27 protein-coding genes are annotated in these 26,171 nt (G+C 61.0%); 14 read left to right on the top strand and 13 right to left on the bottom strand.

Going from position 1 to position 26,171, the window contains the following annotated elements:
- The first annotated feature begins 224 nt into the window (after positions 1 to 224).
- The 3 genes from ACR2TX_RS00420 to ACR2TX_RS00410 are packed head-to-tail and all read left to right on the top strand — an operon-like array spanning position 225 to position 1,838.
- Positions 225 to 794: a transglycosylase SLT domain-containing protein gene (locus ACR2TX_RS00420; RefSeq protein ID WP_086132928.1), complete on the top strand. Its 570-nt coding sequence runs from the start codon at positions 225 to 227 to the stop codon at positions 792 to 794.
- A 21-nt stretch (positions 795 to 815) separates the two neighbouring features.
- Positions 816 to 1,139: a flagellar transcriptional regulator FlhD gene (locus tag ACR2TX_RS00415; protein ID WP_026608621.1), complete on the top strand. Its 324-nt coding sequence runs from the start codon at positions 816 to 818 to the stop codon at positions 1,137 to 1,139.
- A 48-nt stretch (positions 1,140 to 1,187) separates the two neighbouring features.
- The gene (locus tag ACR2TX_RS00410) at positions 1,188 to 1,838 is read left to right on the top strand and encodes a FlhC family transcriptional regulator (RefSeq protein WP_139840973.1); all 651 of its coding nucleotides are present in this window, start codon (positions 1,188 to 1,190) and stop codon (positions 1,836 to 1,838) included.
- Positions 1,839 to 1,955: 117 nt separating this feature from the next.
- On the opposite strand, the gene ACR2TX_RS00405 is transcribed toward ACR2TX_RS00410, so the two are convergent.
- Together ACR2TX_RS00405 and ACR2TX_RS00400 are read right to left on the bottom strand one after the other, a co-directional pair.
- Complete coding sequence (locus ACR2TX_RS00405) at positions 1,956 to 2,378, bottom strand: PIN domain-containing protein (protein WP_086132927.1); 423 nt, start codon at positions 2,376 to 2,378, stop codon at positions 1,956 to 1,958.
- Positions 2,378 to 2,635, bottom strand: coding sequence for a type II toxin-antitoxin system Phd/YefM family antitoxin (locus ACR2TX_RS00400; RefSeq protein ID WP_240506754.1), 258 nt, complete (start codon positions 2,633 to 2,635; stop codon positions 2,378 to 2,380). The genes ACR2TX_RS00405 and ACR2TX_RS00400 overlap by 1 nt, the downstream gene beginning before the upstream one ends.
- 186 nt (positions 2,636 to 2,821) lie before the next feature.
- Here ACR2TX_RS00400 and ACR2TX_RS00395 point away from each other — a divergent pair, with 186 nt between their 5' ends.
- Positions 2,822 to 3,544 carry a cold shock domain-containing protein gene (locus ACR2TX_RS00395; RefSeq protein ID WP_086132926.1) on the top strand — a complete coding sequence of 241 codons (723 nt, stop codon included), beginning with the start codon at positions 2,822 to 2,824 and terminating at the stop codon, positions 3,542 to 3,544.
- A gap of 64 nt (positions 3,545 to 3,608) precedes the next feature.
- Here the strand turns inward: ACR2TX_RS00395 and ACR2TX_RS00390 are convergent, their stop codons facing one another.
- The 8 genes from ACR2TX_RS00390 to tnpB all read right to left on the bottom strand — a co-directional run bounded on the left by ACR2TX_RS00390 (position 3,609) and on the right by tnpB (position 13,932).
- Positions 3,609 to 7,343 (bottom strand): conjugal transfer protein TraG N-terminal domain-containing protein, encoded by a 3,735-nt coding sequence (locus tag ACR2TX_RS00390; protein WP_240506752.1) that lies wholly within the window; start codon positions 7,341 to 7,343, stop codon positions 3,609 to 3,611.
- 112 nt (positions 7,344 to 7,455) lie between these two features.
- Positions 7,456 to 8,751: an RNA-guided endonuclease IscB gene (gene iscB, locus ACR2TX_RS00385; protein ID WP_240506750.1), complete on the bottom strand. Its 1,296-nt coding sequence runs from the start codon at positions 8,749 to 8,751 to the stop codon at positions 7,456 to 7,458.
- Between the two features lie 2 nt (positions 8,752 to 8,753).
- A complete protein-coding gene (locus ACR2TX_RS00380; protein ID WP_168183695.1) occupies positions 8,754 to 8,897 on the bottom strand; it encodes a hypothetical protein in 144 nt (47 codons plus the stop codon).
- A gap of 93 nt (positions 8,898 to 8,990) precedes the next feature.
- A complete protein-coding gene (locus tag ACR2TX_RS00375) occupies positions 8,991 to 10,355 on the bottom strand; it encodes a conjugal transfer protein TraH (RefSeq protein ID WP_434129771.1) in 1,365 nt (454 codons plus the stop codon).
- Between the two features lie 20 nt (positions 10,356 to 10,375).
- Positions 10,376 to 11,362: a conjugal transfer protein TraF gene (gene traF / locus ACR2TX_RS00370; RefSeq protein ID WP_086132924.1), complete on the bottom strand. Its 987-nt coding sequence runs from the start codon at positions 11,360 to 11,362 to the stop codon at positions 10,376 to 10,378.
- A gap of 63 nt (positions 11,363 to 11,425) precedes the next feature.
- The gene (locus ACR2TX_RS00365) at positions 11,426 to 11,677 is read right to left on the bottom strand and encodes a hypothetical protein (protein WP_086132923.1); all 252 of its coding nucleotides are present in this window, start codon (positions 11,675 to 11,677) and stop codon (positions 11,426 to 11,428) included.
- Positions 11,670 to 12,722, bottom strand: a complete 1,053-nt coding sequence (locus ACR2TX_RS00360; RefSeq protein ID WP_086132922.1) for a PRTRC system protein D — start codon at positions 12,720 to 12,722, stop codon at positions 11,670 to 11,672. Before ACR2TX_RS00360 ends, ACR2TX_RS00365 begins: the two co-directional genes overlap by 8 nt.
- Positions 12,723 to 12,777: 55 nt before the next feature.
- Positions 12,778 to 13,932 carry an IS200/IS605 family element RNA-guided endonuclease TnpB gene (gene tnpB / locus ACR2TX_RS00355; protein WP_086132921.1) on the bottom strand — a complete coding sequence of 385 codons (1,155 nt, stop codon included), beginning with the start codon at positions 13,930 to 13,932 and terminating at the stop codon, positions 12,778 to 12,780.
- Positions 13,933 to 14,044: 112 nt separating this feature from the next.
- Between tnpB and ACR2TX_RS00350 the strand changes: the two genes are divergently transcribed.
- From ACR2TX_RS00350 to ACR2TX_RS00335, 4 genes are all read left to right on the top strand, one after another.
- A complete protein-coding gene (locus ACR2TX_RS00350) occupies positions 14,045 to 14,995 on the top strand; it encodes an IS1595 family transposase (protein WP_434129768.1) in 951 nt (316 codons plus the stop codon).
- 752 nt (positions 14,996 to 15,747) lie between these two features.
- On the top strand, positions 15,748 to 16,317 hold the full coding sequence (mobI, locus tag ACR2TX_RS00345) for a conjugative transfer protein MobI(A/C) (protein WP_205781165.1): 570 nt from the start codon (positions 15,748 to 15,750) through the stop codon (positions 16,315 to 16,317).
- A gap of 6 nt (positions 16,318 to 16,323) precedes the next feature.
- Complete coding sequence (locus ACR2TX_RS00340; RefSeq protein ID WP_086135701.1) at positions 16,324 to 17,097, top strand: antA/AntB antirepressor family protein; 774 nt, start codon at positions 16,324 to 16,326, stop codon at positions 17,095 to 17,097.
- Positions 17,098 to 17,111: 14 nt separating this feature from the next.
- Positions 17,112 to 18,569, top strand: coding sequence for an RNA-guided endonuclease InsQ/TnpB family protein (locus ACR2TX_RS00335; protein ID WP_086135700.1), 1,458 nt, complete (start codon positions 17,112 to 17,114; stop codon positions 18,567 to 18,569).
- An 18-nt stretch (positions 18,570 to 18,587) separates the two neighbouring features.
- Here the strand turns inward: ACR2TX_RS00335 and ACR2TX_RS00330 are convergent, their stop codons facing one another.
- The gene (locus tag ACR2TX_RS00330) at positions 18,588 to 18,899 is read right to left on the bottom strand and encodes an addiction module antidote protein (protein ID WP_086135699.1); all 312 of its coding nucleotides are present in this window, start codon (positions 18,897 to 18,899) and stop codon (positions 18,588 to 18,590) included.
- A gap of 3 nt (positions 18,900 to 18,902) precedes the next feature.
- On the bottom strand, positions 18,903 to 19,196 hold the full coding sequence (locus ACR2TX_RS00325; RefSeq protein WP_086135698.1) for a type II toxin-antitoxin system RelE/ParE family toxin: 294 nt from the start codon (positions 19,194 to 19,196) through the stop codon (positions 18,903 to 18,905).
- 88 nt (positions 19,197 to 19,284) lie between these two features.
- On the opposite strand from ACR2TX_RS00325, the gene ACR2TX_RS00320 reads away from it, so the two are divergent.
- From ACR2TX_RS00320 to ACR2TX_RS00300, 5 genes are all read left to right on the top strand, one after another.
- Positions 19,285 to 20,121: a phage Gp37/Gp68 family protein gene (locus tag ACR2TX_RS00320; RefSeq protein ID WP_086135697.1), complete on the top strand. Its 837-nt coding sequence runs from the start codon at positions 19,285 to 19,287 to the stop codon at positions 20,119 to 20,121.
- Positions 20,118 to 20,516, top strand: a complete 399-nt coding sequence (locus ACR2TX_RS00315; RefSeq protein ID WP_086135702.1) for a DUF4326 domain-containing protein — start codon at positions 20,118 to 20,120, stop codon at positions 20,514 to 20,516. Before ACR2TX_RS00320 ends, ACR2TX_RS00315 begins: the two co-directional genes overlap by 4 nt.
- Entirely contained in the window at positions 20,513 to 20,992 is a 480-nt protein-coding gene (locus ACR2TX_RS00310) for an HAD domain-containing protein (RefSeq protein WP_086135696.1), read from the top strand. Before ACR2TX_RS00315 ends, ACR2TX_RS00310 begins: the two co-directional genes overlap by 4 nt.
- Positions 20,993 to 21,091: 99 nt before the next feature.
- Positions 21,092 to 21,568, top strand: coding sequence for an AP2 domain-containing protein (locus ACR2TX_RS00305; RefSeq protein ID WP_086135695.1), 477 nt, complete (start codon positions 21,092 to 21,094; stop codon positions 21,566 to 21,568).
- A gap of 146 nt (positions 21,569 to 21,714) precedes the next feature.
- Positions 21,715 to 22,281, top strand: coding sequence for a Uma2 family endonuclease (locus tag ACR2TX_RS00300; protein WP_086135694.1), 567 nt, complete (start codon positions 21,715 to 21,717; stop codon positions 22,279 to 22,281).
- 175 nt (positions 22,282 to 22,456) lie between these two features.
- Here the strand turns inward: ACR2TX_RS00300 and ACR2TX_RS00295 are convergent, their stop codons facing one another.
- Positions 22,457 to 23,140, bottom strand: coding sequence for an SOS response-associated peptidase (locus ACR2TX_RS00295; protein ID WP_086135693.1), 684 nt, complete (start codon positions 23,138 to 23,140; stop codon positions 22,457 to 22,459).
- Positions 23,141 to 23,870: 730 nt separating this feature from the next.
- On the opposite strand from ACR2TX_RS00295, the gene recD2 reads away from it, so the two are divergent.
- A complete protein-coding gene (gene recD2, locus ACR2TX_RS00290) occupies positions 23,871 to 26,108 on the top strand; it encodes an SF1B family DNA helicase RecD2 (RefSeq protein ID WP_434129762.1) in 2,238 nt (745 codons plus the stop codon).
- Positions 26,109 to 26,171: the final 63 nt, after the last annotated feature.

The raw sequence follows: 26,171 nt of genomic DNA, 5'->3' as shown, positions 1-26,171 counted from the left end.
TCTATTGTGGTAAATTCCGACCTTACACGCCTAACGGTTTTTGATTATAGAAGGAAATTAGGGCAAGTCATGCCTGATTGTCCGAAACGGACAAAGTAGTCGATTACTGGGGACATGGGATGGGTGGGGAACGTTTTCTGAGTCACGCTTGGATTCTTGGATCGATCCTGTTTCGCCTGCCATGCGCGCGCCATGGAAAGAGAAGCCGCGCATGCGCGGCTGTAATGGCTTTTCTCCTGTTCCCACTGGCCAACTGGGCTCAGGATCCGGTGCAAATACGGGAAATCGGGGAGGCGGATTCCGACATACGCCAGGTTGGCGATCACCGTATTCAAGAGACCATCTGGTGGGAGATCGCCGCATCGCGCTGTCTCGATCCCTACATACTCTACGCCGTCGCGTTGATGGAATCAAAACGCATCCATCAGTCCCTCGCAAAGCCCTGGCCGTGGGCGCTCAACCTAGCGGGGCGTTCGATCCTTCCGAAATCCAGGGCGGAAGCTCACACCATCTTGAAAACTGCATTGGCCAACGGTAGTTCGAATATCGACGTCGGGCTGATGCAGGTCAGTGTCCGCTGGAACGGGCATCGTGTCACGCAGCCTGAGGAGCTGCTGGATCCCACGACCAATATCCGCATCGGAGCCGACGTGCTGGCCGAGGCCATCGGTTCCACGCCAGGCAATCTCGTATTGGGTATCGGCCGATACCACAGTTGGGAGAACGTGGATGCCGCGCTTCGCTATGGACGGAAGGTCCTGGCGGTTGCGGCGTTGCTGAAAACGCTGTTCTAAGTTGTTTTAGGAGGTGAAGAAATGGAAACCGATAACACTGACATCTACGAAATGAATCTTGGATACCTGATCAAAGCCCGGGAAATGGTGATGTCCGGCCGCCCGCATCAGGCCATGGTCAAGCTGGGTCTGACACCTGATGCCGTCCGCTTGCTTCCGGCCATTCCTATCCGGCGGCTGCAAACCATCGCTCAGAGGGACATGCTGTGCTTTGCGCCGCGTTTCGCCCCCGGGTGCTGGCGGGAAATCTTGATGGGCGGCAGTAAGCTCAGTGATGAGGACAGCGCAAGACGGCTCATTCTGTTGGTCGGGGGCGGCAGCAACGGCGTTCCCGCCCGCCAATGAACTAGCTGCCAGTTGAACGGCACCCCGAGTTCTCCGGGAGGTTTTCGCATGTGTGATGAATCACTCAGCTTCACCGATAGACTGGCAGACCAGAAACTGGCATGCGAGCTGATTGTCCGTAGACTGAGAATTCCTTACGTATTTCAAGCGGTCAGGAGTCTCACGGTGGAGGAACTGCGCGAGATGCACCGATGCATTCACCAAGGGGAAGGACCGCCATCGGGACCGAGCCCCAGGATCCAGTCGATCCCGAATAATCGGGCATCCATGGTTTATTTGTCGGCGTTTGCGTCCTTGTACCTGAAGGCAAGCGCGCTCGACAACCGGCAAAGCGTCGATGCCAAGGCGGTGATAGCGGCCTGGGATCTGTTTCATGAGTGCTATCCGAACGCGTTACGGTTCCGCCGTCCGTTCGGCAAAGTCAGACCCGCCAATATCACGGAAGCCTGGGTGCTCGCTCAAGCATTGCGCTGCGGCCTGGCGCATCTCCGCCACTGTCCGGATTGCCACGGCGAGTATCTGGTCATCGAGGATTGCAAACTTCCGCCGGTATGCCAATACTGCGCGTTGGGGTTTGCGAAGAGACGGGGCGCCAGCTTTTCGATGGGCGACGATGTCGTGGAGTTGCCGGTGCTCGATAGCGAGCTTCCTCAGACCGCAGGCGATGTTGCGCCTGCGGATGATGAGATGGCGGCTTAGCGTCCGGAATCGGCGACCGACGGCCGATAATGGTCTTGCCAGCTCAAGCCGTTAGTTCGATTGAAGAACGCGTTTGGCAGTCACTCGTACTTGGCGCTCTGCTATGGCTCACGCACTTCAGGCCTTGTTCCAAGGATTGAGAAGGCGAACGCCAGTCGGTTCGAAGTCGGCCAAGTTCCGCGTTACAACGGTCATACCGTGGACGAGCGCCGTAGCCGCGATGTACGCATCCCGTTCGGAACGCGGATCGGGTACGTGAAGCCGGGCGCAGCGCAACGCTACAGCCGCATCAATCGGCAACGTCCGCTCGACAAACTCGGGAAGAACGCGGGTGCGCATCCACGTGCGTAGTTTCTCACCCTGAGCGGCGTCGCGTCGCTCGACGCGGAGAATGCCTAGCTCAAGCTCCATGGCGGTGATGGCGGAGATGTATAAGCTCGCCGCGTCTACGCCTGACAGCCACGCCGTGACGTTGGCATCGGCCTTGCCATCGCCGGCCTTGCGCAGTTCGGAAACGACATTAGTGTCGAGCAGAAACATCAATCAAAGTCCGCCGGTCGGGGAAGCTCGCGCGAGCGCGGAAACTCGATTTCGATATCGGCGAGTCCTGGCATCGACAACGCTTCAACGATGTTCCGGCGCTTACCGGTGAGGCGGCGGTATTCCTCGATGCTCAACAGCACATGTGATGGCTTGCCCCGATCTGTGATGAAGACGGGGCCATGTTCGGCGGCCCTCTTGGCACGGGTTACGTCTTGGTTGAACTCTCGACTGGATACAGTGGTGATGGTCATCATGTAACGCTGTTCGGAATCATTTATGTAGATATGTTACTATATGCCGGCGCGGACCACAATTGGCCCCGTGGTTCGACGCCGCCTCGGCGTCGTACTATGTAAATAAAGGGGATGGGCGGCTTGCCCTCATTCCCAAAAGGGTTTTACTCTGATTGTCGTTACGGCGAAGTTCTGTGGATTGGTGCAATGGACAAACCGGATCCCGCTCAGTTAGGCACGTTAGACACCCTTCCAAGCAACGGTGTGATTAAGTGGTTCTCAAACAAGAAGGGCTACGGATTTATCACCGGTAGAGATGGCGTGGACCGCTTCTTCCACTTCGCCGACGCTGCGCCAGGCTTCACGCCGAAAACCGGCGCTTTCGTTCTGTTCGATCCACAGGATCACCAGAAAGGGCCGCGTGCGGTCAACGTCAGACTGGATCCGGCGTCCTTGGTTGAAGTCGACCGGGCGAACGGGAAGATTTCAGCACTGCAATCACAGCATATTAAGAGGGACGGGGCGTCGATCGGATCGCCTTTTTGGCGGGTGGTTCTGTGCTCGGTGGTATTGTTCTGGTTGGCGCGCGAGAACCAGAACGAATTTATTTTGGGCATAGGGGTCATTCTCTGGATCGGCTTTGTCGCTGATTTTCTGATCAAGCTCGTGCGCGCGTTCTGCCGGTCAATCGTGACTTTAGCATGGCGATTGTTGGGTGTGGAGAAGAGCACGCAACCAACCCGGCCAGCGGAGCAGTGGACGCATGCGGACGAAAAGGACATACGAAGTCAGAAAGTAAGATTTGCAGGTGGGGATGAAGACTTAGTATTTTTCGCGGAAAAAACAGATAATGAGATTGATTTGCTGACAGATCCCGTATATCGATTTATTCCTGGCAATATCCACCATCATTCTGTTTTTGATGATTAGCCTCGACAGCTAAAGTCGCTTGTCCAAATAAAACAAATTTATAAGGATGTCATCCCCCCGATCGTTAATCGCGCTTTGCCGCCAATTGATTCCCCAGTACGCGGCGCACGTAGTCCTGCGTTTCCGGGAACGGGGGGATGCCGTTGTATTGCTCGACAGCGCCTTCGCCCGCATTGTACGCAGCAACGGTTCGCACAAGGTCGCCCTGGAAATGATCCAACAGCCACCGAACGTACTTGGCGCCACCCTCGATGGACTGGCGCGGATCGGTCCGATCGGTCACGCCAAAGCGCTCGGCGGTGGCGGGCATCAGCTGCATTACACCGACTGCGCCCTTCGGAGACGTGGCGAGCGGGTTGAAGGACGATTCCACGCTCGCCATCCGTTCCAGCAATCCGGGCGGCAAACGGTACCGGCTTTCCATCTCTTGAAAGATCGGGATCAAATCCGCTGGGGTGGGACGTTCCTGTGCAAAGGTGGGATAGCTCTGATCGGAAATACCGCTTGCTGTTGAGCCCGTGGCTCGATTGTAGTTGCCGATGAGATCGACGAGGTCTGGACGGTGCTGCGTCGCGGCCTGACGCAGGAGTTGGGCGATATCTTCACCCGTTTCCGGGTTTTCCTGTAGAAGGCCGCGTTCGGCGTTGCGGAAAACCTCGGAACTGGGCATGGATTCGATCAATAACCGGTTTATGCCGACAATCATATCGGTGCCGAGATCGGCTTTTGCCCACGGAAGTCCCGCGAACGTTTCAAATATCGCGGCCCGGTAATAGTCCTGTTGAGCGGGCGTCAGCCGATCCGCCACCGCCGCGACGCGCTCGTCCGCCCATTTGTGGATGCCCGCCTTAAAGTGGGTTGCAGCGCTTTCCGGCAGCGTCGCCAGCGCTTCGCCCACGGCCTCCAGCTTGCCCTTGCCGTCCCGCAACGCGCGTTCGTAAGTCGTCTCAAACTCGCTTCCGATGCCGCCGAAGACGAGATTCTTCGCGCCGGCGCCGATTCCCGAAATACTCTTGCCGATGCTGTACAAGGCGCCGCCGACATAATCGTAGGCGAACTCCGCCGGCGAGGAATCGTTGGCCGCGCGGGCGATCGCTCCCCGGAAGTAATCGGCCTTTCTCGCCTGGATGTCTCGCAGGGCCTCATCGGATTCGCGGCGCAGCGTGGCCCGGCTGTCGTGGTAGGCGCCTTTAACCGCCGCCTCGCCGCCCGCCACTCGAGCGTGCTCCTGGCGGATTCGGCCCCGAACCCGGTCCTCGATCCCGGCCGTTTCGCCGCGGGGATCGTGGAGGTTGGCTTGCTCGACGCGGCTTCGGACATCGTCGAAGGCGGGCGCGGCATCGCGGAGGTTCGCGTTGCGGCCGGCGTTCAGATCGTTGCCCGGCGAGGGTGCGTGCCAGACGTCGCCCAGAAGTTGATAGCCGGCGAGCTCTGCCTTGCGGGTTTCCTCGGCATCGAGCGATCGGAAGTGCGGCGCCGAGAATCCGGTCAGCAGCGATAGGCCGGCGGCGGCATAGGCCTGATCCCGATCGGCGATCAGCCCGATCGCGCGCCATTCGGCCGCCAGGCGCTGGGTATCGCCGACCAGGCCATAGCGGTCGAGGGTCCGGCTGAGCCGTTCGAAGAGGCCCGCGTCGCGGGCGATCTTCATCCCGGTTTCGGCCGCCCCGAACGCCGCCTGCGCGCCGAATCGCCGTTGCGTGGTCACGGTCTCGTTGTAGGTTTCCGAGGCCGACAGCGCGTCGGTCGCGCTGCGCTGAAGCGTCGAAAGTTCCTGGCTTTGCAGACCGAAAGCCGCAACGTCGCGCGTACTCTGCTGCGCGTCGGTGACCAGGCTGCGCTCAAGGCCGGTCTGGAAGTCGTGATCTTCCCCCCATTTGGAAAGAATGCCGGACGCGATCTCGTTCGCCGTCCGATCGCTGACGTTGAATTCGGATTGGAGTTGACCGGAAAGCTTGGGCAGGACGCGCTTGAACCACTGGTCCCTGGATTCGTTTCCGTGCCGTGCGAAGTCGCCGCCGATCCCTCCTGCCAGAGCCGCGGCGAACTGGTCGCCGGAAATGCCGGAATGACTGTAACGCTGCGCGAAGTCCTCGCCGACCGACCGCAGGAATTTGTCCGTGTAACTACTGCTGCTCGCAATTTTGTCAGCGAGCGAATGCAGGTCCGATCCCTCGGTAGTGAGGCTGTGACTCCTGGACGCCGTCGCCTGGAGGTTGCTCATGAAACTGGTGGCCGCCTGCTCCATCGCTCCGTAGGCCGAGGATACCGAGGCGCTTAGGTCGGTCCCAGCATTGAAAGTGGGCAGCACGCGTTCCGCGCCATGCAGCGTGACGCCGGAGAGCGGCGCCTGTTGATGCATCGGTTGAAGGTTCAACACCGGCGCGGGGCCGATCACGTCCGGCGCCGCGATCCGTTCGTTCACGTGGTCGCCGCCGTCCATCCGGCTCAGGAAGTGGGTCGCCGTGACCGCGCCCCGGTAGATCAGCATCAGGGTGATGGCCGGGGTCGAGGCCGCCAGCATGCCGCCGACCGCCAGCCAGTTCTGAAGCTCCTGGTCCATTTTATAGATGCCGTACATCGACGGCAGGCTGAAATTCGCGCCGGTCAGCGCGGCCAGCTTGGACGAGGCGGCCATCTGAATAAACAGGTTCACCACGGCCAGGATCGGCATCCACAGCTGGATCCAGAGCAGCATCGAGAAGTAACCGACATTCATGCGGACGCCCAAGGCGCCCAGCATGATCACGAACGCCATGATCGGCGCGATGGCGTAGCTGAGGCCTTCGATGAACGCCATCATCGGCCGGACGATGCGGTTGAACAGGGTTTCCTCGGCCGCCCACTGCGTGTTGCGCTGCTGGATCGCCTGCTCCACCATGGCCGCCTTGTTCCAGTGCATGGCATCCTCGTGGCGTCCGACCACGCCCTTCTCGAACATCGGCAGGATCGCCGCCATCTTCATGTACTGGAGCGCGTCGACCGCGCCGGCGCCAGCCAAGGCATCGAACGCGTCCTGAATCTTGGGCGTAACATCGGCGGGGGCCGGAACGCCCAGGAAATCGGTGAGCAAGTCCTCCAGCAGCGGGACGAACCGGTCGTCGATATAAGCCGACAATTGTGTCCAGGCGTCGGTGCAGGTCAGGATGCGCGGCGGCCCGCCGACATAGATCTCGGTGGTATAGATCGCCGTGTCGAACCGGATGGCGTTCAAGGGGTCGGGGTCCCGCAGGATTTCATCAATGGATTTCCGGTTCAGATCCACGCCGGTGAGGGTGCACTCCTTTACGTAATTGATCACGCTGTTTTCGACGTCGCCCCCGGCGCTCGGCGCATTGGCGCCGCCCAGGTGCATTCGGGAGAGGAGGTTTTTCCGAACGGCGGTGATCGTGGTCAGGGTGTCGGCGAACCCGTGTTCGGTCATCGTGGGCAGCGAGAAGGCCTGCTCGAACAGCCGGGTCGTGCGGTACCCCATGTTCGACAGAATGCTGCCGACCGCGGCCGGGCCGAGCGGCACGTTGTCCACCACCCGCACATCGCCGGTGTAGGCATCCTCGATGGAGACCCGGACCGCCGGACTGTACATGATCATCCACAAGACCACGGCGATCAGCATGTCCTGGTAGCGGATGCCGCGGCCGTCCCACTGAACCAGCGACCGGATCATGACCAGAATCACGCCCATGACCGCGCCCACCGAAGCGGCCATCCGGTAGTCGCCGGTCTGAGCGATCATGGCGACGGCATTCAGCACCGCCTCCAGGTAGGCGGAGTCCCCGACGGAAAAGATTTCAAACATGGCGTGTCCTCGGAGTTAAACCAGGACGTTTAACGACCCCGCCGCGCCGTTGCATAGCGCAGCGGAGCACGGCAAGGCCCGCGCCTCGATCAAGCTTCGCCGCCGTTGGGATTCAAGCCGCCCGCTCGAAGGCGTAGTCATAGCCGTCACCTCGTTGTATCAAGGAAAAGTTTCTCCAGTTCGCCGTCACCGGTTTGCCGTTCGGTTTAATGTCGAAGCGCCCATCAGTACGTACGCCAGCCAGCCTTCCGAAATACTCGCCGGTGTACTTGCCTTTCGGCTGGACAAGCCGGACCCAATCCCCGGTCTGGAAACCGTTGACCCGCTTGCACCGTCCAGCCTTGTTGCGTGGAAAGCCGTGCTTGTCCGTCCGCACCACCTGCCGGATGCCGCGTCCGGTCGCTTTGATCTGCAACGGCCTCATGCCCTCCGGTATCGCCACCGCTGCGCCGGTTTCACCCACGCATGCGGCGTCGATCCAGTGATCTTTTTGATAGCCTTGCTTGGTCCGGTTGAGCTTGGTCCGGCCACCGCTCCAGAACGTCACCGGCAGTCCCCACGCTTTGAGCACGTTGCCGATGGAAAAGCGTGTGCTGTTGACCGCCGCGGCGTCCTTCAAGGGCGCCTTGGCCTGGGCCAAAATCCGCTTCAGCACCTCCGGCCGGTCGGCCAGAAACGCCTCCACGGGCCGATTCCCTTTCGCCTCGTTGCACCGCCGGCAGGCAAGCGTCAGGTTCGACACCCGATCCGATCCGCCCCGGCTCTTGGGGTGAATGTGCTCGATCTCGAGCGGCACGTTTTCCTTCCCGCAGTAGGCGCACCGACGCCCCCACTTTTCGAGCAGGAATTCGCGCAGCTCGTAGCCGGCCAATTCGCCCTGCTGGTACTCAATGCCCGAGATTTCAGGGTTGACCAGGGCCTGCATGTCGAACCGCACGGTCTCAACCGCCGCCGAAGAGAGGGGCGAAAGCTTGTTCAGGCGTCCATACCAGACCGCCACGTTATCGACCCGGCTTTGAACCGATGGCGGTAGCCACCCGGCAGGCCGGACCCGGTTCAAAAAACGCGCTTTCCGGTAACGGGTCTTGCGGCCTCGACGCCCACGGCGCCGTGAACGGCGAGACTCCAGGTTGGCCCGGATCGCCTGCCCGCGATGATGCAGGTTGGCGGCGAAGATCACCGTCCGGCCCCGCTTCGCGAACTCGGCCACCAAGGCCAGGCCCGTCGTCCGGCTCCCCGGATCGGCCTTGAATTCGACCCGAACCGGGCTCGGAGCGACGTCGTAGTTCAAAATGATCGTGAACGGCTGCCTGCGAAACACAGCCGCCTTGCCCTCGACGGTGTGCAGGGCATGAGCGGCTTCTTGCGGGTGTCTAAAACAAACACTCGATTCATCGGTTTTCACCACAGTTAAGTAAGGGGCTCCTCGCCCGGAGCGATGAGGTCGTTCAGGCTCAGGCTTGGCGCTTGTACCGTCTCGCGCGTCATGCCTTTCGCCCACAGGGTCCGGAACTGGAGAAGCATTCCGGAGTGTGTCGCTTGCGCTCCACTCATCGTCGTCTGCTCTTTCGAGCGGGCTGGTTGAGTCTCACGATAACGATTCACGAGCAGAATGGATTCTGCGAGTTGTGTTATCGAGGCGGCGACTCAATAGTTCCGGGCTTTGGCGGCGTTCATCAGGTGTTGATAGAACGCCATCAGCGTCTGCGGATTGCCGTACCGGCCGGAAAGGGCCGCGTACTCGGCGGCAGCCGATTCCTTGGCCTGCGCCAGGGTTTCGTTGAGCCGTTTGGCATAGGCGTGGTCTTCCAGGGCTGCCGCCGCGCGGACTGCGGTCATCATGTCGGTAAGAATGATTTGCGCCAGTTCCAGCGCGATCACGGGCCCCGCCTCATCCGCGAACAGTTTGGCCATGCCCGCATCCTCGCGGGCGAGGTTCCGGATCATGCCGCCGACGGCGTCCGGTACCGTTTCCATGAACGCCATTTCGCTGTCGGTCAGCTCCCCATCCCCCGTGGCGAATTTTTGGATCAGTCCCTCCCCCGCGTTGGGTGAGCCGAGCAGGATCTCGGCGACCCGCTGGCGGAGTCCTGTGAGCGCAACCTCCCGGGGAACGGGATGGAGGCATTCGTCCCCGTCATGGCCGTCGCAGCGATAGACCCGGACTTTCTGGTACTCATTCTCGCCCGAACCGTTGATGAGATGACGGATCAAGAGGATCTCCGGGAGGGTTGCGATCGGCGTGTTCTCACCCTGGCCGTCGGCCGCTGCTTCCGGTTCGGAGACGATGATCGAGCCGGTCACGCTCATCACCGCTTCGAGTAGCTCGTCGCCGCCGAACCGGAACCAGGCGCCGGCGTCGTGCTTTTTCAGTGCCCGCCAGACCAGATTGCCCTGGATCACCTTGGTCATGTCCTCCGGCGCGTTGTCCTTGACCTGCGTGACCGGATCGCCGACGGTGCTGGCGTTGGTGAAAGCGGAAAACACGTCGGTGATGCCCTTGGTGAAGGAGATCTCGGACAGGTTGACGTGCTTTTGCACTTCGAACGCCCGCGCCGTATCGTTGACGATGCCTTGCGCCAGCCGGCATGAGTTGCTGAACATCTGGTTGAGTTCCTGGATTTGCCGCTGCAGGTAGTTCATGACGCTCTGGCAGTCCTTGCACATGGCGCCGAGCGCGAGCTGAAAGGCGTAACCGGCGGCATTGGACGCAATGTTTCTGAGGAGTTGGACGAACTGATCGAAGTTGATGAAGGAGAACGAGCCACCGTACAGATCGATGCCGCCGCAGCCGGCGCTGAAGGAGGGCGGAACGAAGGACACCAGGTTGGTGTTGGTAATGCCGTTGCGCAACACCAGACTGCCGCCGGTGATGGCGCCGCGGCGCTGGCCGAGGTGGGCGGTCGGTTCGTTCACGTTGGTCAAGGTGTCGAACATGCCGTCCAGTTCGTCCTGCAAATCCGCCGCGGCGGGGAGTGGCGTTAGCAGGGCGAAGATCAGCGCGACAATCATCGGAAACGAATGGATGGGCATCACGGCAAACTCCTTCGGTCGGCGGGTTGTTGCAACGCTTCGATCAGGCGAACCGGATCGCTGATGGCATCGGTGGGGATGCCGGGGGAATCGGTCATGAGCAGGGGCGCCGGGCGGAGCCCTCGCGTGTGTTGGTAGCGCGTTTCGTCGATCCATCCGGATTCCTTGGCCGCGAGCAGGATGCGCCCGGTCAGCTCCTCGAGGGACAGCGCGCCTTGCGCGAGGGGGACGACTTCGTGAGGAGGCTTCATGAGAAAGATCGCCGGTGTCGAGACGACGCCCAGGCGGGCCGCCTGCCCCCGGTCCTGCTTGAATGTGGGGTAATACCCGTGCGGCATGGGTTTCCCGTCCAGGGACACCGGATAGACCGTGAAACCGAAATTGCGCTCCAGGATGGCGAGAATGGGAGCCTGGATATGGCAATAGGGGCAGTCGGAGCGGAAAAAGAACAGGATCCCGGCTTGCGTGGCGATCTCGTTCAGCAGCTCGCCCGCCGCTTGACCAGACTGACGGTTCGCCTCGTTGGCCGCATAGGTGGCGATCGGCCGGCGCACCGTTTCGTCCAGATAAGGATCGGACATGACGACGTGCCGCGCTACGTCCGTAAAGCGCTGGGCCTTGTCCATCATCACCCGTTGCAGGTAATAGTAGGCGGCGACATTTTCCGGGGTCGGGTCGTCGATGGCCTGGTCCCGGTAGCGTTCGAGATTCTTTCGGAACCATTCGGCGGACAGGGGCGCGGGTTCTTCGGATGGAGCGGTTTGGGGCGACACGGGCGCCGGCGACGGTGGCGGTTCGGGCGGTTTCGGCGGGGGTTCCGGTCTGGCTTCGGGGACAGGTTCGGGGGTGATCTCGTACCAGAACCAGCCGCGGGCGTGATCGTCAAAAAAAGACGGCCCGTCCCCGGATGAAGGATCCAGGGCATGGGCCGAAGGCTCCGCGAGGACGAGTAGCGCCAACCAGAGGCGGGTTACATGCCGATGCATATGGGGGATTCTCCAAGAAATGCAGCGCGCCGGCGCTGCAAAAGATTCCAAAAAAGCGGTTCTTTAGTACAAGTCAGCGAGATCGCTGCCGAGATCCGGGGAACCCGAGGTCGCCGCCTTCCGGACTCCGGTGTTCCGTGCCTCGGCGGCCTGGGTGTGGAGCGGTGTGCCCGTCCGCTCCGCCGCCAAGCCCTGTTCGGCCAGAAAACGGATACGCTCGCAGCGCCGGCGCGGATGCAGCGCCGACAGGTAGCGATACAGTTCGGGATCCGCTTCCGGATCGATAAAGAGGTTGAGGCGAATCGGCTCAGCCATGGGCTTTTAGCCTTTCCTCGCCGGCGAGGTAGAAACCCTTGACATTGGCGTACATCGGATTCTTGACCAGCACCAGGGGATTTCGTTTGCAAATCTTGCGGATGGATTCCTGATAGAGCGCAGCGCCGCCGCCGACCAGAACCACGGCGCCGATATCGCTCATCGTCCCGACGGTGTCGAGAAGGCGTTGGCAGACCTGGTCCATGACCGGGCGCACTCTCGGCCACAAATGGCTGAAATCGAAAGGGCGGGCGTATAAGTCCAGACGGTGACCGTTCCGCAAAGCCTCGTCCAGCCGGGCCACGTCAGCGAAGGGTTCCCCCAGTTCGTCGCCTATCGCCTGCGCTAGTTTGACCAGGATCTGCGAGACCCCGCCCGGGGTGCTGCCGGACCGATCGAAGGCGACCTTGAGTCCCTTGGCGGTGATCCAGTCCACCGTGAAGAACCCGCAGTCGATGATGACCGAAAAGCTGTCGCGGAGGTCCTGATAGACACCCTGACCGATCGCATGATGAAGAAACCCGCCGACCGGCTGGGGGAGTACCCAGGCTTGCTTGATGCGGGTGACGCTGCCGCCGGGCAAGGGGTGCTCGCCCGTCAGGCGTTCCTCCAGCCGCTCCCGGCCGGTGCGCACAGACTCCACCAGGAGCCCGGTTACGAGCAGATCGACCTCGGACGGTTTTCCGAGGTAGGCGAGGGCGCCGCGAAACAAGGCCAGGAACGGTTTCGATTCGTGGTAGGCGCGGTTGAGGATCCGCCCGGATTCGTGGCCGGCCAAGGCAAGCCCGGCATCCTCGCCGACCACGTAATGTTCCTGGCCGACGTCGACCCGGAACGCGTTCAGTCCGTCCGTCGCCCCATCGCTGAGTTCGGGGGTGACGGACAAGGCTGCAATCGAGGGGAAATGTCCGGCGGCCAGGGTACCGTCCCTGCGCCGCGTGGCGTATTTCACATTTCCGTACCCGACATCCACCCCAATATTGACATCCTCCCCGGCCTGAAGGCCGAGGATTCCTGGTTGTCGCCTTCCAGGTTCCTGCTTCATCGCCCGGTGCCTCTTTGGCTCAACCGCCGAGGACTTACCCAAGCTCCACAGGCTTCTAAGCTCCCGCGTGCCCCGCGGTACTTTTCTCGTGCAGCCTGAGCGCGTCGGCTCCGGCGAGTATTGCCAGTCCTGCACTCAGGATATTCTTGGCGGCGTTGACATCCCGGCAATGCTCGGCCCCGCACTCCGGACAGGTCCATGAACGAACGTCCAGCGTGAGCGTGTCGAGGATGTGACCGCAGGTCGAGCAGCGTTTGCTCGACGGATAAAACTTGTCGATCTGAACAAAGGTCCTCCCGTACCAATTGGCTTTGTACTCCAATAGCCGGGTTATATCGGCCCAGCCCACATCCGATATGGCCTTTGCGAGATTTGGATTCTTGACCATGTTCTTGACTTGCAAACTCTCCACGGCCAGCACTTGGTTCTCGTTCACCAGCCGTGATGTGAGTTTGTGCGCCCAGTCCTTGCGACTGTCGGCGATCTTCGCGTGAAGCCTGGCCACTTTGAGGCGAGCTTTAGCGCGGTTCTTGGACCCCTTTTGCTTCTTCGCCAAACGCCTCTGAGCGCGGGCCAGCTTGCGTTCTGCTTTGCGCAGATAGCTGGGATTGGGGATTTTCTCCTCCTCGCTCAGGATGACAGCATCCTTCAGCCCCAAGTCGATACCGACCATCTTGTTGACGACCGGTAACGGCTTGATCTCTTCCTCGACCAAAATCGATATGAAATACCGACCCACCGTGTCTTTGCTGACCGTAACGGACGATGGTTCCCCTTTGAATGAACGGCTCCAACGGATATTCAGAGGCTCATCCATCTTTGCGAGATAAATCTGTCCGTCCTTCCAGCGAAACCCCGATCTCGTGTAGCGAACGGATTGCTTGCCGTGCTTCTTCTTGAAAGTCGGATATTGCGCCCGACCTTGTAGGAAGTTTTTGAATGCCGCGTCGAGATTTCGCAGCGATTGCTGCAAGACGACATTCGAGACTTCTTGCAGAAAGGCCATGTCTGGTTGCTGCTTCAATTTCGTGAGCAACTTGGCGGTCTCGTTGTACCCAATCCGCCTCTGTTCCTGATAGAACGCATCCGTCCGAACCCGCAGGAAATGGTTGTATACGAACCTGGCGCACCCGAACGTTTGCGACAGGATGGTTTCCTGTTCTGCAGTCGGATAAAAACGATAGCGGTAGGCGCGCTGAACGACATTCATGATGTGCTAATTTAAAAAATCCTCCTGATTAGCGACGAAGTTCAGTACAGGCTCACATAGTGAGCCGCTAGGGTCCTTAGACTATGGGCATCTATCACAAGCGGGGTGTCCCATGCCTATGAACCGGGTGCAATTTCAAAAGGGTTTGTCGTTGGCCGAGTTTCTGACGCAATACGGCAGTGAAGCGCAGTGCGAAGCGGCACTGGAGGCCCTGCGCTGGCCGGACGGTTTCCGCTGTCCGGTCTGCGGCGGCGCGCGCCACACGGTGTTCGAACGGACCGGGCGGAAATACTGGCAATGCGGACACTGCCGGAGCCAAACGACGCTGATCGCCGGGACGATCTTCCAAGCGACCAAGCTGCCGCTGACCACCTGGTTTCTGGCCATGTATCTCCTGACCCAGGCCAAGAACAATGTCTCGGCACTGGAACTGATGCGCCATCTCGGGGTGTGTTATCGCACGGCATGGCTGGTGAAGCACAAGTTGATCCAGGTGATGGCGGAACGGGAAACGGATCGGCAGCTGGCCGGGCGGGTCGAGATCGACGATGCCTACCTGGGCGGTGAGCGGCCGGGGAAACCGGGGCGTGGCTCCGAAAACAAGTTGGCCTTTGTGATGGCGGTACAAACCACGGACGACGGGCGTCCGTTGTTCCTGCGCGTCGATCCCCTGCCGTTCACGCAGCAGGCTATCGCGGTCTGGGCCCAACGCGCCTTGGCCCCGTCGACCTACGCACTCACCGATGGCCTGAGCGGGTTTCGGAGGCTGCACCAGGTCGTCGCTTGCCATCATCGCCTGATCCTGGGCTCTGGGCGGCAGTCGGCGCAACATCCGGAGTTCCATTGGGTAAATACGCTGTTGAGCAACCTGAAGACAGCCATTTCCGGCACCTATCACGCGTTCAAATTCGAGAAATACGCCCAGCGGTACCTGGCCGAGTTCCAATACCGCTTCAATCGGCGTTTCAATCTCAAAACCCTGCTTCAACGGCTGGCGCGCGCCGCGGCGTTCGCTAAGCCTCGACCCGAGTGGCAAATTCGCTTGGCTGAAGTTCATCGCTAATCAGGAAAATCCTTAAGCCTCTCCTTGGCGTTCCGCCGACATTGCGTCCGCTCAACGCCGCGCTATCCTTCCCCGCCCTGAACGGCGGGGTCTGACGCGCAGACGGATCATCACAAGAAATCTCCGTGAACAGTTGACTGGTGTCGACACGCGGCGAAACCCGCTGACAGGTGTCGGCGCGACGCCCTGTTCTCTCGCGCGCTTGGCGGGCGCGACGGCAACGGACGCCAAAGGACTCGGGAGACGTCGAAAATCGTCTCCAGCGGCGTCTTCCGACGTCGTCGCACGTTCCGATCACTATAGCGGTGGGAGATCCGGGCGGCGTTGCACAAAATTCCGATTTTGCCGTTTTTGTGCAGCGCCGCTTTTCATCCTGTGGGGTATCGTGTTTTGGACAGCGCCTTTCCGCCGATCGCAAGCTTGAACGGAACGCATTGTGAGAACCGTGGGGCAAGGACCGATTGCCGAGCGCCCGTCCGAAAATCCACGTCGTTGGAACCGGGCGAATAGACCTGAGTATTGAAAGGAGGATGCGTCAACGGCCGATTTGAGAACGCCCTTGCAAGTGGCCGATTGGGCGTTAGGGTCGTAAGGGAGCCGCCTCGAAGCGGGTGAAAAGGCAACAAAAGTTGTCAGGGCCATGCCGGTTCCCAAACATTGTGAACGCGACGGCAAACGCGCGGGGCGGTGCTGGAAAACCCATTGGAACCGAATGGGGTGGTTCCAACCAGATAGGACAGTTAGGTGACGCGATGAATCATTCCAACCTTGTTCAAAAGCGCGAAGGGACCGAACCAGAACCGCCTGTCGTGACCGGCACGGAGCCGGCCTATGTCTGGCTCGCGGAGCGCTTCGACGCGCTGCGCAAGGAAGCGAAGTTCCTGGTCGACGACTATTGGGCCAGACTGAAAGACGGGCGTGTGGGCCAGAAGCTGCACGCCCGGGGCTCGCTGGGGGTGCGGCTCAAGGTGCGGGAGACCGGCGCCTTTTCCATCGAGTGGTACGAAATGGGGGTAATGCGCCTGGATGGCCAGCGGCGGTCGATCGCGCGGAAGACCTACGCGCGCGGCCGCAGCTACCAATATCCCTTGGACCGGATGTTAAACGGTGAGCCGGAGTGGGTTGCGAAACTCGTGACGGAAGTGGAAACAGCCTTCGCCGATATCCGGAAGCAGATGGACCTCCTGATCGGGATTCGCGATGCTTTGGTGGCTTACGACAAGCAGACGCGCGGCACGCGGTTCACCGCTATGGAGGCGATGCAGGCGGCGGCGCAGCGGGTATCGGCGAAGGCGAAAGAAACCGAAACGGAGGGGGCTTGACGATGGGTGAAAACGAACGCTGTCTTCCTGGAGACGGCGATAGCCTTCTCGTTTGGTGGCAATCTGGACGTGCGGGTGCTCCGTCGTGAAGGGCGGAATTGGTTCGTGGCCGTGGATGTGTGCGCCGCGCTCGGCCTTGGCGACTGCCAGACGGCGCTGGCCGGGATCGACGACAGCCAAAAAAGTACAGCCGTCCTGGAGAAGGAACCAAGCGGTCCCACGGAACTGACCGTGGTTGATGAGGCCGGTCTTCGCGCACTGATTCGCGCGGGCCAGAATCCGAAAGCAGTACAGGAGTTTCGCAGATGGGTGGCGACTGAGCTGTTGCCCTCGCTCGAACGAATGTCGATGCCGCCGTCGGTGCCGGGGCGGACGAGCGAGCAACGCAATCCGATCCATGAGTCGGGGGCGACAACCGCGGAGGCACCCCTCTGGAACGGACCACTGATTCCCGTGTTCACCGCGACGATCGGCGGAATCGAGCACCTGGTGTGTAATGCGCGGGATTTGCACGGATTCCTAGGATCGAGGGACAAATTTGCGGACTGGATAAAAGACCAGTTCAAGAGAGCCAGGCTCAAGGAACACAGGCATTACGGAGTTTTTCGGAAAATTCCGAATAACTCCACGAAGGGAGGTCGTCCGGGGGTTGAGTATCATCTAACGATGGATGCCGCCAAACATATCGCCATGATCGCAAACACCGACAAGGCATTTGAACAACCCACCCGCGCATTCCCCCTCCTGGGCCGAAGGCCAGGAGGGGGTCATGCGCCCTAACGTATCATAGACCCATGCAAATCGGCCACCGTTTCCGCTGTTATCCCTCCCCGGCCCAGGAACAAATCCTGCTGCGCTGGCTGGGATGCCAGCGCTTCATCTACAACGCTAAGGTCGGCGAGGACCGCTATTTCCGCGCCTTCGCCCGGAAAGCCCTGGCGCTGACCGGCACGCAGCCGCCAGTGGACCAGGCCTACAGCCAATTCATCGGCCCCGACACCGCCTGGCTGCGCGACGTGCCTTCCCAGGTCCTGCGCAACGGCGCGGCGCGTTTCGCCCAGGCCTATCAGCGCTTCTTCAAGGGGCTTGCCGGGCGGCCGAGGATTCACCGGCGGCACGGTCCCCAATCCCTGTGGTTGACCTCGGAGCTGTTCGCGTTCGAGCCTATCGTCTCCACTCAGACCGGAGAAATCCTGGGCCACCGGCTTCTGGTCGGCACCCGCAAGGCACCGGTCGGCCCCATCGTCTTCACCGCCCACAAGGACTATGGCCTCCCGGCCTCCATTCGCCTCGTCCTCGATGGCGGGCGTTGGTATCTCACGTTCAGCGCCGAGGACGGCGCGCCGGAACCGGACGAGAACGACACCCTCTCCAGGCTTCGCCAACTCTCCGAAGAGGAGCTGTTGCCAGCAACCTTCGGCGGCGACCGGGGCGTCGGAATCCCGCTGGCGGGCAATCACGGCCAACGCTTCGACTTTTCACTCGTTCAGCGCGCCCGCATCGCCAAGAAGGAGGCGCGGGCACGGCGCTGGCAGCGGCGCCTGGTTCGGCGCCGGAAGGGATCGAGGAACCGGGAGAAGGCGAAGCGCCAGGTAGCCGCGGCCAAGCGCTACACCCGCAACGTCCGCCAAGACTTCGCGCACCAGGCCAGCCACCAGCTGGTGGCCGACGGGCGCTACGTGCTTTACGTCTTCGAGGACCTCAAGATCCGGAATCTGACCGCCGCGCCCAAGGCCAAGCCCGACGGCGCGGGCGGCTGGCTCAAGAACGGCGCCCGCGCCAAGGCCGGGCTCAACAAGGCGATCCTGGCGTCCGCGTGGGGACGCATCGCCACCTTCACCCACTACAAGGCGCGGCGGGCCGGGAAACTATGCCTGCGCGTGCCGCCCCATCATTCCTCGCAGGAATGCGCCTCGTGCGGGCACATTCACCCGGAGAACCGGATTTCGCAGTCCGAGTTCGTCTGCCAACGCTGCGGGCACACCGACCATGCCGACCACAACGCGGGCCAGGTGATCGCCCGCCGGGGCGTACGGCTGCTGTTGTCGGGGGAATACCAACCCCCGCGCCGCACGCGCTGCGCCCTGCGCCGGCAGACTGAGCGGAAACTAGGGCCGGAACGGTCCGAAGTCACGCCTGGGGAGTCCCCGGTAAGCCGTCCGGCCGGAAACGGCCGGACGCAGAGGACGCGGAACCAGGAAGCAAAAGCCGCAAGGCCGGAAACCCCCGCTACAACCGCCCCAGCGGTTTAGCGGCGGGAGAGTTCATGTCTAGTTGCAGGCGGCCGGCGTCTCAGGCTGGAACGTCACCCGCAACCCCAGGGCATGAGCCACCTTCACCACCGTGGCAAAGCTGGGGTTTCCTTGCCCGGATAGAGCCTTATACAAGCCTTCGCGACTCATTCCCACGTCGCGGGCGAGTTGGCTCATATTGCGCGCGCGGGCGACAACACCAAGCGCGTGGACAATAAAGGCCGGATCGTCGCCGCCCTCTTCAATAACGGCTTCCAGGTAGGCGGCAATATCCGCTTCGGTTTCCAGATAATCGGCCGTATCGTAACGGCTGAAGGTTTCGCTGCTCATAACTCAATCTTTCCACTGTGCGGCGATGACTTTGGCGCAGGCAATGTCGCGGTCCTGGCTGGACTTGTCGCCACCGCAAAGCAGTACGACAACGACCGGCCCGCGCTGCATAAAGTAAACCCGGTATCCGGGTCCGTAGTTGATCCTCATTTCCGAGATACCTTCGCCGACCGGCTTAATGTCGCCTGGATTTCCGCTTGCAAGACGGTCCAACCGTGCTTGGATGCGTGCCACGGCACGGCGATCCTTCAAACCGCGTAGCCAGTGATCAAAGGTACTGCTCTTGATGAGTTCCATAGTGTGATTTATAGTTGACACAGAAGCGCGTGTCAACTATGGTTCACAAACGACAATCCTTTTGGTCTTTAATTTTTCGGCCGAGAGTATGGGCGAGCACAGCAAGATCGAGTGGACCACGCACACCTTCAACCCCTGGGTGGGTTGCACGAAGGTGAGTCTGGCCTGCGACCACTGCTACGCCGAGACCTGGGCGAAGCGGAGCGGCCTCGTAACCTGGGGACCCTCCCGGCCACGCCGGAGAACCAGCGAGACTTATTGGAGCACGCCCTTGAAGTGGAACCGCGAGGCAGTGGCGACGGGCACCCGACCGCGTGTATTCTGCGCATCGCTGGCGGACGTGTTCGACAACGAAGTACCAGACGGCTGGCGCGCCGATCTGTGGGCGCTGATTCGGTCCACGCCCTGGCTGGATTGGATACTCGTGACGAAGCGCATCGGCAATGCCCCTCGGATGCTGCCGCCCGACTGGGGGCCGCGGGGTTACCCGAACGTCTGGCTGCTAATCACCGTCTGCAATCAGGCCGAGGCCTGCCGCGACATTCCGAAGTTGTTGGCCGTGCCGGCACGGGTCCGTGGACTGAGCGTCGAGCCGCTGCTTGGAGCGATTGGCTTAACGCCGCTTTTGGCGAGTGAAGGCCGCGGGCTCGACTGGGTCATCGTCGGCGGCGAGTCCGGCGCACACGCCCGGCCGATGCGTCCGGATTGGGTGCGGGCGCTCCGTGACGAATGCGCCGCTTTAGAGACCGCTTTCTTTTTCAAGCAATGGGGCGAGTGGGCGCCGTTATTCGAGGCCGAACCGTATCCGCGCACGGCACGGCTGATCGATGTCGACGGCACACGCCTCTGCCGGGCGGGCAGGAAAGTCGCGGGTCGTCTGCTCGACGGACGCGAATGGAACCAGATCCCGGAGCCGCGCCGATGAACGAACCGACCACGCCATTCCGCGTGCAACTTCGTCGTACCAAGGGTTGGCGTATGCCGCCGAATACCGTCAAGGTGGACCGCTCGACCCGATGGGGCAACCCGCATCCGCTGGACGCTTACCCTCGAGAGTGGCCGGTTGACGAGCGGCGCCAGCGTGCGCAAGCGGACTTCCGGGCCGACCTCGAGGCCGGCCGGCTGGGTTTCACTGTCGCCGACGTGCGTCGCGAGCTTTGGGGCAAGAACCTCGCGTGCTGGTGTCCGCTGCCGAAGCCGGGCGAACCCGACGACTGCCATGCCGCCGTGCTGCTTGAAATCGCGGGGTCTGCCGGGTCTGATCTCGCGCCTCAAGCTCAGAAGCGGCCGGATTCACAGGACCGGACGACCGATCGATGAACCCGATCCATCGCCTCCTGCCCATCTGCATTCGCAGACCGAAGCCCTTCGCGCTATTCCTGGATTTCGACGGTGTGCTCCATCCCAGCCAATCGGCGACGTTCCGGTACCTGCCGGCGTTCGAAGCGACCCTGCGGGGCTATCCGGACATCGACATCGTCATTTCATCAAACTGGCGGGAAGGGGAGCCGTTCGACGAACTTCTCGACTATTTCTCGGCGGGATTCCGAGATCGCTTGATCGGGGCGACCGTGGTCCTTCCCGGACCGTATGCTCGACAACGGGAGATCGAGGCGTTTTGTCGTACGTTTGGCATCGAACGCTGGCTTGCGATCGATGACGGTGAATCGCTGTTCGTGCCGGGTTGCCCGCAGCTCATCTTGCTATCGAGAACCGAGGCCTTGGACGACATCGGCCGGATGAGGCTGGCGGACCGCCTTGCGGCGTGGACTCATTCTCTGTGGACAGGGGCATAGGCAATGCCGCACGACCGTCAATTGAAAGGAGAACGCTCGATCGAGCGGGAAAGGGCGAGGACTCGGACCAGGCGACCTCGCTCGAAATCACCGAAGCCGATGCGCTTCATCACCCGCCTCGACACAAGCGCATGCGGGTGGTGGGTACGAGTTTACAAGGGCGGGAAGGTGGTCGCTTCACGGTTATTCTCAGACAGCGTCCATGCTGGAGAGCGGAAAGCTCTCAATGCCGCCCAGCGGTTTCGCGACGAAATGGTCGTGGTTTATGGAATACCACCGGCCACGAAAGTCGGTTACCACGCGCGCGACCGGCGGAATCAGGACGGCTATGTCGGACTTTCCGTGACTGTGGATTGCCGCGAACGTCCCTCGAAAGCTTTCTGGACCGCGCGATTTATCCGGGATGGTCGGCAGGCCAAGCAGTCTTTTTCAATTCGGAAGTACGGCTACGAGGGTGCGTACCGCCTGGCTGCCAAGGTGCGACGACAGGCGACCGGTCACCCGGTGCCAAAAACCTGTCCGCCACCGCCAGAGTGGTTGCAGCACTGGTTGAAGAACATCGAGCAAGCAGGGTGAGTCGTGTCATCGACGTTGCACGTGCGAGTTCCGGTTTGTATTCGTAGATGTGCGGAAGCCCCGAAAAAGCCGCAGGAAACTCTGAATAAGTCCCGATCCTCGATACAATGATATCTAACGCCCACGTTTCGAATGGTTGACTCCAAATGAGTGCCCGAGTCCATTTCGTCTCTACCGGCCCTGCAACTTACGCCGACCTGGAAGCGGTGCCGGCCGGCTACACGGCGGAACTCGTCAACGGCCGTCTTCACGCGCTGCCGCGCCCCAGGGGCAAACACATTCATAGCGCCAGTGTGCTTGGCCGAAGGTTGGGCGACCCGTTCGAGGACGGTGTGGGAGGTCCGGGCGGCTGGTGGATTCTGGACGAACCGGAAGTTCACTTCGTCCTCGATGCGGAAGTAACGGTGCCGGATTTGGCGGGCTGGCGGCGCGAGCGGCTTCCCTCGATGCCGGAGGATCATCGGTTCCGGGTTGTGCCCGACTGGATTTGCGAGGTGCTGTCGCCCACGAGCCGCGATTACGACCTGAACGAAAAGCTTCCGCTGTATGCCCGCCACAGTGTCCCCTTCGTCTGGATGATCGAGCCTGACGCGCCCTGGCTCGAAGCGCTGATCCTCGACGGCGGCAGCTTTCGCCCGATCGGCCGGTTCGGGCCGGGCGAGGCGATCCAGGCGCCGCCGTTCGAGGCGGTAGCGTTTCATCTGTTTGAATAAGTCCACGACGGTGTGATTGATCCACGGTTTTGGCCGATAACCACGCTGGGGATGCATCGGTACGATTCGCCGCTCCCTGGGCGGCGTCAGGCACATGCTCTGCAGGCCTACGAGGCGATGCTTGGCGCCGGTTCGACGACCGGGCTAACGGCCGGTGGAACTCGCCCGATTGCCTTCAGATCGCTTGGGCAAGCGGCTCCACCAGCATGGGATCGTCATTCTTCGGGCTGTTTACCCGCCGGCTCACGGGATAAAGCCGCATGGGTTCGGCTGTAAACGGTTGTAGGAGAGCCTGGGCGGTTTCCAACGGGGTTTTAGGATCCAGCCACACGTCATAGGCGGACGGTGGCAAGATCACCGGCATGCGGTCGTGGATCGTCGCCATGAGGGCATTGGCCTGCGTCACAATGATCGTGCAGGATTCGATCGTCTGTCCGTCGCCTTCCCAGCGGTCCCACAGTCCTGCCAAGGAAAATGGTTCCCCGGATTCGAGTCCGATAGCATAGGGTTGTTTGCCCGTTCCTTCCGCTTTCCATTCATAAAAAAGGTCTGCGGGTATAAGGCAGCGGCGCTTCCGAAACGGCTGCCGATAAGCGGGTTTGTCGGCCACCGTTTCCGCCCGCGCATTGATGGTGGAGTAGGGCAGTTTGGACTCTTTGGCCCAGAAAGGCAGAAGGCCCCAGGTCAGCGGGACCAGCTCTCGCTCGCCCTCATGATCCAACCGGACGGCCAAGACAGGCTGCGTCGGCGCGACGTTATAGCGGGGCCGGATATCGAAAACCCGGATCTTGGTTTCCGAAATCTCGAACTGCCGGGCCAGTCGTCTGGGATCGGTGTATTGGGTAAAGCGTCCGCACATGAAGGAGAGTGTATGCTGTCTGGGGAAAGCGGTCACCTAGGATGCGGCCACTCAACCAGAGCGGCCATGATCGTAGGCTTGCAACTTACCGAAGCTGGTCTAACCTTCAATTAACCGCGCTGTTGTCTTATAAAATGCGCTTGCGCCTGAACTTACGACAACGCGGCACACGCCCGGCTTTCCACCCCACAGCCGGGCCTTTTATTATCCGCGAGCAATCTGCTCACGCCCTCACAGTTCCAGTCACTGTAGATGATTGAACTGAATAGAAGACCAAACAGTGAGCAGCAAAAAGGGCCATCCGATGGCCCTTCTTCCAATCCGTTTCGCTTCTCAGCGAATACCCGTCTGTCTCGGGCTTGTTCCCTTTAGGCTGGCGCGAGGTCCTGTGTCCAGCGTGACTATATTCTCGCTCGGCGCTGCATCGTCTTCTATACGAGCTTTTGCGGATGTTACCGCACGTAGGCAGGAAAGCCCCACCAGGATAAGCGGATGGCGACTGCTGACCGCTGGCCAATAGTGGGTCTGAGCCTGACCAGGGGATTTGAGTCCAGAATACCTGATCCATGCGGGCCTGTTTTACGTCGACGTGGACAAACTGAGTTGACATCCTCCTTGGCCTGAACGCTCCAGATTCCGGTTGGTCGCGTTCCAGGTTTCTGCTTCGTCAGCGTGTTAAGCTGATAAAAATTTGAGCCGCTTGCTTGTCCAAGTAGCCATGACGACTTCCATGTCATTTCAGGAAACCGACCCCCCATCCTACGAACGGCTGTCCGGCGCGGTCGAGCGCGTGACGTTCCACAGTGCGGAATCCGGTTTCTGCGTGCTGCGGGTCAAGGTCAAGGGGCAGCGCGACCTGGTCTCCGTGATCGGTTCGGCCGCTTCGGTCTCGCCGGGCGAATTCATCGAATGTTTAGGGCGCTGGTTCAATGATGTGACCCATGGGCTGCAATTCAAGGCTCATCACCTCAAGGTCGTCCCGCCCACTACGCTGGAAGGCATCGAGAAGTATCTCGGGTCCGGGCTGGTCAAGGGGATCGGCCCGCACTTCGCCAAAAAGTTGGTGAAGGCGTTTGGTGAAGCGGTGTTCGAGGTGATCGAGCAGGAGCCCGAGCGGTTGGAGACGCTTGAGGGCATTGGCCGCAAGCGCCGCATGCGAGTGGTCGAAGCCTGGGCCGAACAGAAGGTCATCCGGGACATCATGGTGTTCCTGCAATCGCACGGGGTTGGCACATCCCGCGCTGTGCGTATCTACAAGACCTATGGCGATGAATCGATTCTCAAGGTCACCGAAAATCCCTATCGGCTGGCGCTGGATATCTGGGGCATCGGCTTCAAGACCGCGGACATCATCGCTCAGAAGCTCGGCATCCCATCGGACTCTCTGATTCGCGCCCAGGCCGGCGTACGCCATGCCCTTCAGCTCTGGTCGGAGCAGGGACACTGTGCGGCACCGAGGGAGACGCTGGTCTCGATGGCCGCCCAACTCCTGGAAGTCCCGGAAGCGATCATCGAGCAAGCTATCGGCGCCGAATTGGAGGCGGACAATCTCATCGGGGAAACCACGCCGGATGGCGAGATCTTGTCCCTGGCGCCGCTGTACCGCGCCGAGACGGGCTGTGCGAACCACATCCGACGTCTGCTCGAGGGCGTGTCACCCTGGGGTGAGATTGATGCCGGCAAGGCGATTCCCTGGGTCGAGGAGAGGACCGGGCTAACCCTGTCCGAATCGCAGCGGGCAGCCGTCACGACGGTGCTCGGCAATAAGGTGGCCATCATCACCGGCGGGCCGGGAGTCGGCAAGACCACCCTGGTCAATAGCGTGTTGCGGATTCTCCGGGCGAAGAAAGTCCGTGTCTTGTTGTGCGCTCCGACCGGACGGGCGGCCAAGCGGATGACCGAAACCACTAAGCTCGAGGCCAAGACGGTGCATCGTCTCCTTGAATTCGATCCGAAGGAATTCAGGTTCAAGCGGAATGACGCAAACCCGCTGGAAACCGACCTGCTGGTCATCGACGAAGCCTCGATGGTGGACGTGGTCCTGATGAATCAGCTTCTCAAGGCGGTGCCGGATGCTGCGGGCCTCCTCATCGTCGGGGATGTGGACCAACTGCCCTCCGTCGGCCCCGGCGCCGTGCTCGCCGACCTCATTGCTTCGGAGGCTGTGCCCACCGTCCGGCTCACCGAGATCTTCCGCCAAGCGCAAGAGTCCAGAATCATCGTTAATGCCCACCGGATTAACCGAGGTGAATTGCCGGTCGCCACGCCCAAGGGCGAAGCCAGCGACTTCTACCTCATTGAGGCTGAATCGCCCGAGGACGTCCGGAAGAAGCTCATTCAGGCGGTTGTCGAACGCATTCCGCTGCGATTCGATGTTCACCCCGTCAACGATCTTCAGGTGCTCACGCCGATGAACCGCGGCGGCTTGGGCGTGCGCGCGTTGAACATCGAATTCCAACAATTGCTCAATGGTCAGGCCGAGCCCAAAGTGACGAAGTTCGGAACCACGTTCGCGCCGGGCGATAAAGTCATTCAGATGGTGAACAACTATGACAAGGACGTCTTCAACGGCGACATTGGCCGCATCACTACAATCGATCAGGAAGAAAGCACCTTAACAGTGGATTTCGATGGCCGCACAGTCACTTATGACCTCTCGGAACTGGACGAGATAGCCCTGGCGTACGCGGCCAGCATTCACAAGAGCCAAGGTTCCGAGTATCCGGCCGTGGTCATCCCGCTCGCCCTGCAGCACTACATGCTTTTGGAAAGAAACCTGTTGTACACCGCGGTCACGCGTGGGAAGAAACTGGTGGTGGTGATTGCGGAGCGGAAAGCGTTGGCTATGGCCGTACGGAATCGCAAGGCGAAGAAGCGGGTGACACGGCTGGCGGAACGATTGGCCGGATTCGAAACGACGCTCGGCTTAGCCACTTTCGCGGAAACGAGTGTCAGTTTGCCGTCGTGAGTTCGAAATGGAGCCCAGCTCGACATGAAGTTTAGTCGATAAACCTAACTGGCGGCGGCTGGA

It is taken from the genome of Methylocaldum sp. GT1BB (assembly GCF_051027545.1).
Taxonomy (GTDB): Bacteria; Pseudomonadota; Gammaproteobacteria; order Methylococcales; family Methylococcaceae; genus Methylocaldum.
This window is presented reverse-complemented; position numbering and strand designations above follow the sequence as displayed.